Source organism: Bacillus haynesii (genome assembly GCF_014042035.1).
In the GTDB taxonomy this organism is placed as follows: Bacteria; Bacillota; Bacilli; order Bacillales; family Bacillaceae; genus Bacillus; species Bacillus haynesii.
Window position 1 is genome coordinate 4,033,265 of the sequence record NZ_CP059494.1, and the last position, 13,573, is coordinate 4,046,837.

The 13,573-nt window shown below is 46.9% G+C and carries 10 protein-coding genes and 2 pseudogenes; 10 read left to right on the forward strand and 2 right to left on the reverse strand.

Annotated elements, in window-relative coordinates; genetic code table 11:
• Positions 1-182 precede the first annotated feature (182 nt).
• The 3 genes from H2R00_RS20005 to H2R00_RS20015 are packed head-to-tail and all read left to right on the forward strand — an operon-like array spanning position 183 to position 3,376.
• Positions 183-1,865, forward strand: a complete 1,683-nt coding sequence (locus tag H2R00_RS20005; RefSeq protein WP_182070152.1) for a glycoside hydrolase family 13 protein — start codon at positions 183-185, stop codon at positions 1,863-1,865.
• Between the two features lie 38 nt (positions 1,866-1,903).
• Positions 1,904-2,305, forward strand: coding sequence for a secondary thiamine-phosphate synthase enzyme YjbQ (locus H2R00_RS20010; protein WP_154999645.1), 402 nt, complete (start codon positions 1,904-1,906; stop codon positions 2,303-2,305).
• A gap of 15 nt (positions 2,306-2,320) precedes the next feature.
• Positions 2,321-3,376, forward strand: a complete 1,056-nt coding sequence (locus tag H2R00_RS20015; protein ID WP_154999646.1) for a nitronate monooxygenase — start codon at positions 2,321-2,323, stop codon at positions 3,374-3,376.
• Here H2R00_RS20015 and H2R00_RS20020 read toward each other — a convergent pair.
• Positions 3,356-4,093 (reverse strand): protein-glutamine gamma-glutamyltransferase, encoded by a 738-nt coding sequence (locus tag H2R00_RS20020; RefSeq protein WP_154999647.1) that lies wholly within the window; start codon positions 4,091-4,093, stop codon positions 3,356-3,358. The genes H2R00_RS20015 and H2R00_RS20020 overlap by 21 nt on opposite strands.
• A 130-nt stretch (positions 4,094-4,223) precedes the next feature.
• Here H2R00_RS20020 and H2R00_RS21570 point away from each other — a divergent pair.
• The 6 genes and pseudogenes from H2R00_RS21570 to H2R00_RS20040 all read left to right on the forward strand — a co-directional run.
• A pseudogene (locus H2R00_RS21570) lies at positions 4,224-5,216 on the forward strand (cache domain-containing protein); the annotation flags it as partial.
• Between the two features lie 42 nt (positions 5,217-5,258).
• Positions 5,259-6,206: a methyl-accepting chemotaxis protein gene (locus H2R00_RS21575; RefSeq protein ID WP_411802180.1), complete on the forward strand. Its 948-nt coding sequence runs from the start codon at positions 5,259-5,261 to the stop codon at positions 6,204-6,206.
• A 145-nt stretch (positions 6,207-6,351) separates the two neighbouring features.
• The gene (locus H2R00_RS20030; RefSeq protein WP_154999649.1) at positions 6,352-8,337 is read left to right on the forward strand and encodes a methyl-accepting chemotaxis protein; all 1,986 of its coding nucleotides are present in this window, start codon (positions 6,352-6,354) and stop codon (positions 8,335-8,337) included.
• A gap of 277 nt (positions 8,338-8,614) precedes the next feature.
• Positions 8,615-9,460 (forward strand): annotated as a pseudogene (locus tag H2R00_RS21580) (HAMP domain-containing protein); the annotation flags it as partial.
• Between the two features lie 42 nt (positions 9,461-9,502).
• Complete coding sequence (locus tag H2R00_RS21585; protein WP_411802179.1) at positions 9,503-10,453, forward strand: methyl-accepting chemotaxis protein; 951 nt, start codon at positions 9,503-9,505, stop codon at positions 10,451-10,453.
• Between the two features lie 132 nt (positions 10,454-10,585).
• Positions 10,586-11,110, forward strand: coding sequence for a type 1 glutamine amidotransferase domain-containing protein (locus tag H2R00_RS20040; protein ID WP_154999651.1), 525 nt, complete (start codon positions 10,586-10,588; stop codon positions 11,108-11,110).
• A 44-nt stretch (positions 11,111-11,154) separates the two neighbouring features.
• Here the strand turns inward: H2R00_RS20040 and H2R00_RS20045 are convergent, their stop codons facing one another.
• A complete protein-coding gene (locus H2R00_RS20045) occupies positions 11,155-12,141 on the reverse strand; it encodes a Gfo/Idh/MocA family protein (RefSeq protein WP_182070153.1) in 987 nt (328 codons plus the stop codon).
• 212 nt (positions 12,142-12,353) lie between these two features.
• Here H2R00_RS20045 and H2R00_RS20050 point away from each other — a divergent pair, with 212 nt between their 5' ends.
• Positions 12,354-13,499, forward strand: coding sequence for an AI-2E family transporter (locus H2R00_RS20050; RefSeq protein WP_176276305.1), 1,146 nt, complete (start codon positions 12,354-12,356; stop codon positions 13,497-13,499).
• Positions 13,500-13,573: the final 74 nt, after the last annotated feature.

Consider the following 13,573-nt stretch of genomic DNA (forward strand, 5'->3'; position numbering starts at 1 on the left):
CTTCTTTCACCTACTCTTGCCGTCACCCTTGCTGTCTTCAAAGGATTTATAATCCGCAAAGCATATTTAGTATTGAGAAACGTATAATCGTTGGTATATCAAAGTTTATAGGATGTTTATGTTCGGAGTCTAAAAATATTTTATTCATATATCATAATGTCTTCACAACAAGGGGTGTTTGAATGACAAGGGCATGGTGGAAAGAGGCTGTCGTATATCAAGTGTATCCGCGCAGTTTTATGGATTCGAACGGGGATGGCATCGGAGATATTAACGGGATCAGAGAGAAGCTTCCGTATATCAGGGAGCTCGGGGCAGATGCCATTTGGATTTGTCCGGTCTTTGATTCTCCCAATGCAGATAACGGTTATGACATCAGGGATTATCAAAGCATCATGCCGGAATTTGGCACGATGGACGACTTTGATGCCCTGCTGACTGAAGCGCATCAGCTCGGAATGAAACTGATCATCGATCTCGTCATCAATCATACGAGCGATGAACATCCCTGGTTTATCGAATCAAGGGCAGAGCGGAATTCCGGGAAGCGCGACTGGTATATTTGGCAAGACGGAAAGGACGGGAGCGAACCGAACAACTGGGAAAGCATATTCGGCGGCTCAGCCTGGACATATGACGAAAAAACAGAACAGTATTATCTGCACCTGTTTCACGAAAAGCAGCCGGATCTGAATTGGGAAAACAGTGACATGCGAAGCGCTCTTTATGACATGATCAACTGGTGGCTTCAAAAAGGAATCGACTGGTTCAGGGTTGACGCGATTTCACATATTAAGAAAAAAGAGGGGCTACCGGATCTGCCGAATCCGGAAGGGCTCCCTTTTGTGCCTTCATTTGCTTACCATATGAATGTCGAAGGGATTATGGCGTTATTGCAGGAAGTAAAAGAGAATACGTTCGCCGGGTATCCTCATATCATGACAGTCGGCGAGGCAAACGGTGTCAGCGCTGAAGAAGCGGAAGACTGGGTTGGGGAATCAAACGGTATATTCAGCATGATTTTCCAATTTGAACACCTCGGCCTTTGGGATGTTGAAGGCGGAGAACTCGATATCCCCGAACTCAAGCGGATTTTGTCAAACTGGCAATCAGCTCTTGAAGGGAAAGGGTGGAACGCGCTTTTTATCGAAAATCATGATCAGCCCCGGGCTGTTTCAGTTTGGGGAGGTGCCGGGAAATACAGAATAGACAGCGCGAAGGCCTTAGCTGCAATGTATTTTTTGATGAAAGGAACCCCGTTTATTTATCAAGGGCAGGAAATCGGAATGACAAACGCGATTTTCTTTGATATAGACGATTATGATGACGTATCGATTAAAAATGATTACCGGATTCAAAAAGAAAAGGGCCGCTCACACGAAGACATCATGAAGGCTGTTTGGAAAAAGAGCAGGGACCACGCGCGCACACCGATGCAATGGACGGATCAGCCAAATGCCGGCTTTACTAAAGGAGAACCGTGGCTGCGCATGAACGAAAATTACAAGCTGATCAATACGGTTCATCAGCAGCATGATCCCCGGTCGGTCTATCATTTTTATAAACGGTTAATTGCCATCAGAAAGCGGTATGACGTCTTCATCGACGGATCATATGAACTGCTTTTGCCTGAGGACCGGCAAATTTTTGCATACTTGCGAAAGCTTCGGGAAGAAACGGCCATCGTGATCGTGAACCTCAGCGCATGCCGGGCGTTTTACCATCATCCCGGATATCCGTTATGTACGGACGGACTGCTGCTGTCAAATGCGGATATCAACGCGCACAAGCATCTCACATCTTTTGTGATGAAACCTTATGAGGCACGCGTTTACATGATTAGACAGGAAATCGGCGATTTGTAACGAATTGAGAAAGGATGTCAAGAAAGGAGCGGATTCGTATGTTGAAAAAAATACAGATTCAAACAAACCGGCGCGATGAAATGCTTGATATCACAAATGACGTCCAAAGATTCATCTCAGAAAACGATGTTTCCAGCGGCGCTGTTATCGTCTACTGTCCGCATACAACGGCAGGCATTACGATTAATGAAAATGCCGACCCCGATGTCAAACGCGATATGCTGAGAAGATTCGATGAAGTGTATCCGTGGGAACATGAGCTTGACCGCCATATGGAAGGGAATACAGCGGCGCATTTGAAAGCGAGCACGGTCGGGACATCGCAGCATATGATTATTGAAGGGGGCAGGCTTGTCCTCGGGACTTGGCAGGGCATATATTTCTGCGAGTTCGACGGCCCGAGGCACCGGACGTGCTATTTTAAAATTTTAGCCGATTAAAAGGAGGAAATAAAAATGAATCAGTTCATGGAACGCCTCTCTTTGTCAAAGCCTGTGGTCCAGGCGCCGATGGCGGGCGGGCCGACAACACCAAGGCTCGCCGCCGCCGTATCAGACTGCGGCGGCTTAGGCAGCCTTGCATCCGGCTATTTGACGCCGGAAGTGCTTCAACAACAGATTCTGGAAACGAAAAAGCTGACATCAGCCGGATTTCAAGTCAACCTCTTCATTCCGGAAAAACGGGAAACCGTCACCCGGGAAGAATATGAAAGGTGGCAAGAGAAGATACCTTTGTCACGGTCGGCTTCACCCGTGGCAGATGAGAAACAAGATTGGGACGATTTTTACGAGAAAATAGAAATCATTCTAAAGGAAGGAATCAGCGCCGTTTCATTTACGTTTGGCCCTCCGCCGGCTGATGCCGTCAAGGAACTGAAAAACCGAAATTGCTGTTTAATGGGCACCGCCGTTTCAGTTGAAGAAGCCGTGCTGCTTGAAGAACTGGGGATGGATGTCATCATTGTTCAAGGAAGTGAAGCGGGCGGCCACAGGGGAGCCTTCTTGAAAACGAAGGGAGAGCCTGCTGTCGGCTCGATGGCTTTAATTCCCCAAGCGGCAGATCATGTGTCGGTTCCGGTTATCGCAGCGGGCGGCATTTTTGACAAAAGAGGAGTTGCTGCAGCTTTTGCCCTCGGCGCACAGGGAGTTCAAATCGGTACCGCTTTTTTGACGTGCGAAGAAAGTGGAACACACCCTGCATACAAACAAAAATTGCTCGAAGCGGTTGAAACAGACACAAGTCTGACCCGTTTGTTCTCAGGGAAGCCGGCAAGAGGCATTGTCAATCAGTGGATGGAAGACAGACGCCCGGACGAAGCTGAAGCGCTGCCTTATCCTCTGCAAAACACGCTGACACAACCGATGAGAAAACAGGCGAAGCTTGAAGGGAATACGGACTGCATGTCATTGTGGTCCGGACAGGGCGTGCGAGCCTCCGTCCAGCAAACGACGGTGAAAGAGTTGATGGATCAGCTTGTGCCGGCTGATGTGCTATCTGATCATTTGTATTAATGCCGGAATATCAACCCGCGTCACTTGAGAAAGCAGATAGGCGGACGTCTGTGCATGAGGCTTTCTCAGCCCGTTCAGTTTTTCAATGATCGTTTCGCCGCTTAAGATCCCCAGACCGTGTGCCGCATAGAGATTATTTTCAAGTAAAATAGCGTTTTCTCCGCGCCACTGCGGTCTTTCGGGATCGAATTCAGGGTTCTTGAAATACAGGCAGTCCCCCGGAAGGTAGTCGTTTCCTTTATCCGTATAGATCGGCAGCCGCTCATAATGCCAATCGTATAAAATGATCCTTTGATAATTCCGGTCAAATGTCTGATCGCCGATCGTTTTGAGAAGCGCCATATAAAAAATGATGACAATCGCAGTCGCGCACTCAAAAGCATAAGAAGGGCCGCTTTCAAAAATATTTCGAATCGCCTTTGAAGCAGGTGCCCTGTACTTCAACTCCAAAGCTCCCTCAGGCGTCACCCTCCAAAACTCTTCATTCCCGTATGTCTTTGAAAAGGTGGCAAACTTCGCTCCGCTGTTGATCAGCTCTCTGGCCGATTCGACGGTATGCTCTCTGAATCTCAGCTCAAATATCAGTTCTGAGATTGAACCGTATCTATATCCGGACGGCATGGCCAGCATCCGGTTTGCGATGTCTCTCTGCGTCTGACTGACATTCAGTTTTTCGATATCCTCAGGACGGAGCCAGTAGCCCGAAACACTTATCATAGGATACACCCTTTTCCTTTTTTATTAGCGTATGCCTGATGCTTGGGCAGGAAAACGGTCTAATTTTCCGCTTTTTTTATTTAAAAAATAGACCCCGTCTCCGATAAAAGTAGAGAAAGGGGAATCACACATGAAAAAGCTTTTAAATTGGACGAAACGTCCTTCTATTTCTAAAAAATTAATTTTCTCATTTATATTCATTTTAACAATTCCGATCTTGGTTCTTTCGGTTACTTCATATTTTACGGCCAGCAGCACGCTCGAGGATGAGATTTTGAGAAGTGCGAAAGACAATATCGATGAACTGAACGACATTATTCAGCAAGATATCGGCAGCAAGGAGACTTCCATTGCGTATTTCAGCGAATGGATTGATCAAAAAGCGTACAAAGAGAAAGGCCAGACTGCCATTAAACAACGGTTTGAGCAGTTTGCAAAACAGAATCCCGACGTCGAACTCGTCTTCACCGGATCGGAAGATAGTGTTTACGCACAATATCCGAATGCTCCATTGCCTGACGGGTATGACCCGGTAGAACGCGACTGGTACAAACAGGCTGTCCAGGAAAAAGGGAAAACGATTGTAACTGAACCTTATGAGTCTGCATCAACGGGGCATATGGTCGTCACGATCGCCAAGCAGAATAAAGACGGTTCTGGCGTAGTCGCCCTTGACTTGAACATTGACAAGCTGATCAAATCGGCAAACAGCATCAGCATCGGAAAAACCGGATATGCATTCATCATCGGCGAGGGGAAAACGTATGTCGCCCATCCGAAAATTAAAGCCGGCACAGAAGCAGAAGCTGATCTGACAGAGCAAATGTTCAGCAAAGAGAGCGGCTTGTTCACCTTTAATGAAAAAGGCAAAGAAAAGAAAACGGTCTTCACGACAAACAAACTAACCGGTTGGAAAATCGGCGGAAAGATGAATACAGCAGAGATTAAAGACGCTGCCCAGCCCGTGCTTCACATGGCAGTCATGACATTGGCAGGCGCGATTATTCTGGGCGGAATCCTTGTTTACTTTATCGTCCGCGCGATCAGCAAGCCTTTAAATCAACTCGTCTCTTCTGCAAAAAGCATCAGTGAAGGAGATCTGACACAAAAAATCGATGTCCGCTCCAGAGACGAATTCGGCCAGCTGGGCACAAGCTTTAACGAAATGGCTGACTCATTGCGCTCGCTGATCAGCACAATTCAGGAATCGGTCGACAATGTGGCATCTTCTTCAGAGCAGCTGACGGCAAGCGCGGACCAGACAAGCAAAGCGACGGAGCACATTACATTAGCCATCGAGCGGTTCTCAAGCGGCGCTGAAAGTCAAAGCGAAAAAGTCGAAGCGAGTTCCCAGCGGCTCAGCCAAATGAATGACAAGCTGAATGAAATCGCAGGCGTATCAGAATCGATTACAGAATCCTCGGGTAAATCGACGGAAATTGCCGAAACAGGCGGAGAGCTTGTCCAACAAACCGTCGGACAGATGAATTCGATCGACAGGTCTGTCAGACAGGCCGAACAGGTTGTCAAAGGACTCGAAGCGAAATCGAAAGATATCACCGCGATCCTGCGCGTCATAAACGGAATCGCCGATCAAACGAATTTACTGGCGTTGAACGCCGCCATCGAGGCAGCTCGGGCCGGTGAATCAGGCAGAGGCTTCTCGGTTGTCGCTGAAGAAGTCAGAAAGCTTGCGGCCCAATCAGCAGGATCGGCAAAAGAAATCGAAGCGCTGATTCAGGATATCGTCAAAGAAATCGAACATTCGCTCAACATGTTCAAGTCTGTCAACCAAGAAGTACAGTCAGGACTCGAAATTACGGAAGAAACGGAATCGAGCTTTAAACATATTTACGACATGACAAATGAAATCGCAGGCAAGCTGCAGACAATGAATGCCGCCGTAGAGCATTTATCAACAGGTTCTCACGAAATTTCCGACGCGGTCGAAGAGATCGCCGACGTTTCGCGTGAAAGCTCTGCCGGCATTCAGGACATCGCTGCTTCGGCGGAAGAACAGCTGGCTTCCATGGAAGAAATCAGCTCATCCGCTGCAACGCTCGAACAAATGGCTGAAGAACTGCGTGACTTAACGAAAAAGTTTAAGATTTGAGGAAAAGAGGCTGCTGGTCAGCCTCTTTTTTTAGTTCTATTTTCAAGAATTTTCAGAAATGCTTTTTAAAGTTTTTTAATATGCAAAAGTAAATGAAAGGTCCGATATTAGTTTCATAATCTAGAAGCTAAAGGAGTTATATCAAATGAAAAAGGTATTGGACTGGCTTAAACGTCCGTCTATCTCAAAAAGGCTGTTTTTCAGCTTTATATTGGTTTTAACTTTGCCGATTTTGGCCTTATCCTATAGTGCGTACCAGACGGCGGGAAGCTCTCTTGAAACGGAAATCATGAGAAGCGCGCGCGATAATGTTGAACAGCTGAATGAGATCATAGACCAGAATATCGGAAAGAAAGAGCAGGCCGTCTCCTTTTTCAGCGGCTGGGTGAATGAAAAGCTATATCAAGAAAAAGGGAACACATCACTTGTAGAAAGATTCGAGCAGTACGCCAAGCTGAATCAGGATGTGGAAGCGATCTACACAGGTTCAAAAGACGGCAAGTTCATCCGCTATCCCGCTGAGAAAATGGCGAAAGGCTATAACCCGACGGATAGGGACTGGTATAAGCAAGCCGTTGAAAATAAAGGAGAGGTGATCATCACAAACCCTTATAAAACGGCGTCAACCGGAACGACGGTCATTACGATTGCAAAGCAGACGGAGGACGGCTCAGGGGTCGTTGCCGTTAACATGAAAATCGATGAGCTTATTAAAGCGACAGAGCGCGTTAACATCGGAAAAAGCGGCTTTGCGTTTATCTCAAGCAAAGACAAAAAATATGTTGCCCATCCAAAGATTGAAGCCGGAACCGAAGGCAAAGGTGACTGGGTTGCACAAATGTACGGCAGTGAAAAAGGTGATTTTCAATATACGTTTGAAGGAAAAGAAAAGAAAATGGCTTTCACGACGAACAAGCTGACCGGCTGGAAAATCGGCGGAACGATGTTCACGGATGAGATATCAGAGGCCGCCCAGCCCGTCTTCCACATGGCGATCATCATTTTGGCAGCGGCGATCGTGCTCGGCGGCATTCTTATCTACTTTATTATCCGCGGAATCAGCAAGCCGTTAAGCGAGCTCGTGTCATCCGCAAAGAGCATCAGCGGCGGCGACTTGACGCAAAAAATCGAAGTCCGTTCAAAAGACGAATTCGGTCAGCTCGGTACAAGCTTTAATGAAATGGCCGAATCGCTGCGCTCTTTAATCAGCGTCATTCAATCATCAGTTGACAATGTAGCTTCTTCATCTGAAGAACTTCATGCCAGCGCGGCGCAAACAAGCAAAGCGACTGAGCATATTACAATGGCTATTGAACAATTTTCTGACGGAAATGAAAGCCAGAAAGAAAAAGTGGAAGCGAGTTCGCATCAGCTGAATGAAATGAACAACGGGTTATATGACATGTCGAAAACATCAGCGTCGATTACCGATGCGTCGCTGAAATCGACTGAGATTGCCGGCAAAGGGGAAGAGCTTGTTCAAAAGACGGTCGGCCAAATGAACTCGATCGATCGGTCTGTCAAGCAAGCGGAAGCGGTCGTCAAAGGACTTGAAGCCAAATCCAAAGATATCACAAGCATTTTGCGCGTGATTAACGGAATCGCCGATCAAACGAATCTGCTGGCGCTCAATGCCGCGATCGAAGCGGCAAGGGCCGGGGAATCGGGCCGCGGCTTCTCGGTAGTGGCTGAAGAAGTCAGGAAGCTCGCCGCACAATCCGCAGGCTCGGCGAAGGAAATTGAACATTTAATTCAGGAAATCGTCAAGGAGATCGACAACTCTTTGAACATGTTCAAATCGGTCAATCATGAAGTACAGTCAGGACTTCGAATCACCGATGAAACAGAGACAAGCTTCAAAACGATTTACGATATGACCAATGATATCGCAGGCAAGCTGCAGACCATGAATGCTGCTGTCGAGCAATTGACGCAAGGTTCCCGCCAAGTCGCGGGCGCGGTCGAAGAAATCGCAGATGTATCGAGAGAAAGTTCGGCAAGCATTCAGGACATCGCTGCTTCAGCCGAGGAGCAGCTTGCCTCCATGGAAGAGATCAGCGCCTCCTCCACGACATTGGCGGAGCTGGCTGAAGAACTGCGTGATTTGACACAGAAATTTAAGATTGAATAGCTTTAAAACATCCGGTTTTCCTCCGGATGTTTTTTTAGTTATTTTAGACTATAAAAAGTTATAAAATGCATATAAAAACTTTTAAAAGAATCCGATATTAGGGATATAACAGAAAAGAGGAGTCAACAATTATATGTCAAAGATTGTCAATTGGGTGAAACGTCCCTCCATTGCAAAGAAATTAATTCTTTCATTCTTGCTTATTTTAACCGTTCCAATCATCGTCCTTTCCTATAGTGCGTATCAAACGGCAAGCAGTACGCTTGACGGAGAAATCATGGACAATGCGCGCGAAAACGTTAACCAGTTGAATGAAATCATCAATCAGAATATCAGCCAGAAAACAAACGCCATGTCTTATTTCAGCGGGTTCATTAAAGAAAACTCTTTTACAGGGAAAGAAAGCGACGCTTTAAAAGTGAAATTCGAACAGTTCGCCAAGCTTCATCCCGATGTTGAAGGGATCTTTACCGGTTCAAAGGACGGGAAGTTCATCCGCTATCCGGATCAGGAGATGCCGAGCGGATATAATCCGGTAGAGCGGGACTGGTATAAAAAAGCCGCCGAACACAAAGGAGAAGTCATTATTACAGACCCTTACAAAACGGCGTCAACCGGAACGATGGTTATTACCATCGCCAAGATGCATGAGGACGGCTCCGGAGTTGTCGCGGTCAATATGAAAATCGAAGAGCTCATTAAAGCGACAGAACGCGTGACAATCGGGAAAAAGGGCTATGCCTTTATCACCAGCGCCGATAAAAAGTTTGTCGCCCACCCGAAACATGATGCGGGCACAGATGTCGAAGGCAGCTGGGCGGAAAAGGTATATGCGAATGACAAAGGAACATTCAAATACACGCTTGACGGCGAAAAGCAGATGGCTTTCGCGACCAACAAGCTGACCGGCTGGAAAATCGGCGGAACCATGTATATCACTGAATTAAAAGAAGCCTCACAGCCTGTGCTGAATGCCGCTCTGATTACGTTGGGCGTCAGCATCATCATTGGCGTGCTTCTCATGATTCTCATCATCAGATCGATCACAGGGCCGCTCCGCGAACTCGTTTCCTCTGCGAAAAGCATCAGCGGCGGCGATCTGACGCAAAAAATCACTGTCCGTTCAAAAGATGAAATCGGACAGCTCGGAACAAGCTTCAACGATATGGCTGAATCGCTGAGCTCTTTAATCAGCGTCATTCAGACATCGGTTGAAAACGTTGCTTCTTCGTCAGAGCAGCTGACCGCGAGCGCGGATCAGACAAGCAAGGCGACAGAACATATTACATCTGCGATCGAACAATTTTCAAACGGAAATGAAAGCCAAAATGAGAAAGTGGAAATCAGTGCGCAGCAGCTGACTGACATGAACAGCCGATTGCATGAAATGTCCAAAGTCTCAGCATCGATTACAGAATCATCCATTCAATCGACGGACATTGCCGGTACAGGAGGAGAGCTTGTTCAAAAAACGGTCGGACAGATGAATTCCATCGATCATTCCGTTAAACAGGCGGAATCCGTCGTGAAAGGACTTGAGAGCAAATCAAAAGACATTACGGCGATCCTGCGGGTGATCAACGGCATCGCAGACCAGACGAATTTGCTCGCGTTGAACGCGGCAATTGAAGCAGCAAGAGCCGGTGAAGCCGGAAGAGGGTTTTCTGTAGTTGCCGAAGAAGTGCGCAAACTGGCTGAGCAATCCGCGTCATCGGCAAAAGAAATTGAAGCGCTCATTCAGGAAATCGTCAATGAAATCGGAAAGTCGCTGGACATGTTCCAGGACGTCAACCGTGAAGTACAGTCGGGACTCACTATCACAGATGAAACAGATACAAGCTTTAAGCAGATTTATGACATGACAAACGAAATCGCGGGCAAGCTGCAGACGATGAATGCGGCAGTTGAAGAGCTGTCAGAAGGGTCACAGCAAGTCGCGGGAGCGGTTGAAGAAATTGCAGACGTATCGCGTGAAAGCTCAGGAAGCATTCAAGACATTGCCGCTTCGGCTGAAGAACAGCTCGCTTCAATGGAGGAAATCAGTTCTTCTGCGGCTACGCTTGAACAAATGGCTGAAGAACTGCGCGATTTGACGAAAAAATTTAAGATTGACTAAACATCAGGCTGCCGGCAATCCGGCAGCCTTTTGCGCGGGAAAAGCATTTTTTTAAACGAACGGGGAAGGGTATAAATAGGTTTAAACAGACTGTCATCTATCGTACACTGGTTGTACAGGAGGGGATAAAACATGCGACTGGAAGGCAAGAAAGTGATCGCGCTTGTCAGCGATGAATTCGAAGATTTAGAACTGTGGTATCCAGTTTTAAGGTTGAGGGAAGAAGGAGCGATCGTACATTTCATTGGTGAAAAAGCGGATCATGAATATAAGGGCAAATACGGCGTGCCTGCTGTCTCCGATTATGAGCTGAAAAGCGTGAACATTGAGGAATACGACGCAGTTCTGGTTCCGGGAGGCTGGGCGCCTGACAAGCTCAGAAGATATCCCGAGGTACTGGAAATGATTCGGTGGTTCAACGAAAGGAAGAAGCCCATCGGACAAATCTGCCATGCCGGCTGGGTGCTGATTTCTGCAGGAATATTGGAAGGCAGGAAGGTTACAAGCACACCGGGGATTAAAGACGATATGGAAAATGCCGGAGCGGTATGGGTGAATGAAGCAGCGGTCGTCGACGGCCATATCGTGTCAAGCCGCCGCCCGCCTGACCTGCCGATCTATGTCAAAGCCTTTGCCGATCTTTTGGCGCAATCCTAAAACAGACGGGCCGCCCGTTCATTCGAGTCGAGGCGGCTCATTTGTTACTTTTGATCAGCGGGGAAAACGAGACCGATCTGTTTGCGCGCTTCATCCATGACCGCCAAGGTGTCTATAGAGCGTTCAAACGTGTTAAGCGAAGACTCGATCCGCCCTTGTTTAATTAAATTGATGAATTCCTCTGTTTCATAAAACATGGCCGGTTTGTCATCAGGCAGCGTAAGATGTTCAATCCGTCCGTCCCGATAGCGGATATCGACTTTTTCGGGGCGGTGGATTTTATCGATGACGATAGAGCCTTCTTCTCCTTGAATTTCAGCCGGGATGAAGGAATTGGAGATTTTCGAGTGCATCAGAACGGCTTCGTGCTCCTCGTATTTTAAAAGCACTGTTCCTTCACCGTCCGCCCCTGACTCAAGGATCAGCCCGTTCGCTTTAACTTCGAGGGGCTTGCCGAACAGGACGATCGCGGGGTGAACGCAATAGACGCCGATATCCATCAGGGAACCGTTCGATAAAGCCGGATTAAATGCGTTTAAGACGGTTCCGTTTCTATAGGCATCATAGCGGGAAGAGTATTGACAGTAGCTGGCTGTAAAACGCCGGACTTTGCCGATTTTGTGCAGGCTGCGTCCGATGTTAATAAAATTCGGAAGAAACGTCGTTTTCATCGCTTCCATAAATGTCACGCGGTGTTCCTGCGCTGTTTTTACCATTTCTTCCGCTTCTTTGACATGGGACGCAAGCGGTTTTTCGCACAGGACGTGTTTGCCGTTTTTCATGAATGTGATGGCCTGTTCTTTATGTAAAGAGTTGGGACTTGCGATATATACCGCATCAATAACATCGCTTTCAGCCATTTCTCCGATATCGGTAAAAACCGCCTTGGCTCCGTATTTTTGCGCGAATTCACGTCCGCGCTCCCCGGACCTTGAATATACCGCGGTTAATTGAAAATCTTCAATCAAACGGGCCGCATCAAGAAACCGGTCGGTGATCCAATTTGTTCCGACTACCCCGAACCGTATCATGCTATTTCCCCTTTCAACTGTAGGATATGTTTATTATACAGTGTTTTCTTTTGCCGGCGAAAGACAAAAAGCCGGAAACACCGGCGTATATGTATATCATCAACAAACGTTTGCAAGCGGAAAAAAAGACCAATAGCAATGGTTTTATTTTTAGTATGAGGAGTAATAGTGTACAATTTAATGTATAAAACCAACGTTAATGGAGGATCGCCATGGACTCTTTGCATATGTGGGGCGGCAGATTTAAGAAGTTTTTTTTAGACAATAAGTTCGTCCTGTTTCTGCTCATTCTGCTCTTGATCGGGCTGAACATCCTTGTATTTACAAAAGCATCGTTTATTTTTACGCCTTTCATCGTTCTGGTGGAAACCATCGCTCTGCCTGTCGTGCTGACAGGTGTCGTTTATTATTTGTTAAATCCGATCGTTGATTTTCTAGAGCGGAAAAACGTGAAAAGGATTTATTCGATTCTTCTTCTCTACATTGTGATCATCGGTCTGATCACGATTTCGATCGTCTCCGTTATCCCGCTGTTAAGGGAACAGATCATGAGCCTTGTCGATAACTTCCCAAGGTATGTCCACATTGTGGAAGACCAAATTAAACAGCTGATCGGAAGTCAGTTCTTTAATCAGGTTCAGCAGACGCTGAACATCAACCTAACCGATTTCGCAAGCAAATTATCCGATCAAGCCACCACCATTTTAAACAGTACGTTTACCGGAGTGGGAACGTTTATAGGCGCCGTGACAGAAGTTGTGATTTCGATTGTGACCGTGCCGTTTATCCTGTTTTACTTATTGAAAGACGGTAAAAAACTGCCGCTGTTTATTTTGAAATTCGTACCGGTCCGCTTACGGGAACAGACGTATGTGATGATGTCTGAGATGAATCACCGGCTGAGTTCGTATATCAGGGGGCAGATCATCGTCAGCTTCTGTATCGGCTGCCTATTGTTTATCGGATATATGATCATCGGCCTTGAATATGCTTCTCTTTTAGCCCTTGTGGCGGCGTGTACGAGCATCGTTCCGTATCTTGGACCGACGATTGCGATCACGCCGGCAATCATCATTGCCCTGGTTACTTCTCCATTTATGCTTGTGAAGCTGATCATCGTTTGGACTGTGGTGCAGCTGTTTGAAGGAAAATTTATTTCGCCGCAGATTATGGGGAAAAACCTGCACATCCATCCGGTAACGATCATCTTTGTGCTGCTGACGGCAGCCAAGCTGTTCGGCGTGATCGGCGTCATTCTTGCCATCCCCGGCTACGCGGTCATCAAAGTGGTGGTCACACATTTGTTTGAATGGTTTAAACAGCGTTCACATCTTTATGAAAAAAACGAAGAAGTCTGAATCTCGCTTGCATAATCGGCTTTTAAAAGCGATATAAATAGTTTATTAGAGGACAAGTTTTAAGGAAGCGAAAG

What these genes read in the sequence shown, in the direction of transcription:
- H2R00_RS20005 (WP_182070152.1), top strand. Translation starts at nt 183, where the DNA reads ATGACAAGGGCATGGTGGAAAGAGGCTGTCGTATATCAAGTGTATCCG.
- H2R00_RS20010 (WP_154999645.1), top strand. Translation starts at nt 1,904, where the DNA reads ATGTTGAAAAAAATACAGATTCAAACAAACCGGCGCGATGAAATGCTT.
- H2R00_RS20015 (WP_154999646.1), top strand. Translation starts at nt 2,321, where the DNA reads ATGAATCAGTTCATGGAACGCCTCTCTTTGTCAAAGCCTGTGGTCCAG.
- H2R00_RS20020 (WP_154999647.1), bottom strand. Translation starts at nt 4,093, where the DNA reads ATGATAAGTGTTTCGGGCTACTGGCTCCGTCCTGAGGATATCGAAAAA.
- H2R00_RS21575 (WP_411802180.1), top strand. Translation starts at nt 5,259, where the DNA reads ATGGCTGACTCATTGCGCTCGCTGATCAGCACAATTCAGGAATCGGTC.
- H2R00_RS20030 (WP_154999649.1), top strand. Translation starts at nt 6,352, where the DNA reads ATGAAAAAGGTATTGGACTGGCTTAAACGTCCGTCTATCTCAAAAAGG.
- H2R00_RS21585 (WP_411802179.1), top strand. Translation starts at nt 9,503, where the DNA reads ATGGCTGAATCGCTGAGCTCTTTAATCAGCGTCATTCAGACATCGGTT.
- H2R00_RS20040 (WP_154999651.1), top strand. Translation starts at nt 10,586, where the DNA reads ATGCGACTGGAAGGCAAGAAAGTGATCGCGCTTGTCAGCGATGAATTC.
- H2R00_RS20045 (WP_182070153.1), bottom strand. Translation starts at nt 12,141, where the DNA reads ATGATACGGTTCGGGGTAGTCGGAACAAATTGGATCACCGACCGGTTT.
- H2R00_RS20050 (WP_176276305.1), top strand. Translation starts at nt 12,354, where the DNA reads ATGGACTCTTTGCATATGTGGGGCGGCAGATTTAAGAAGTTTTTTTTA.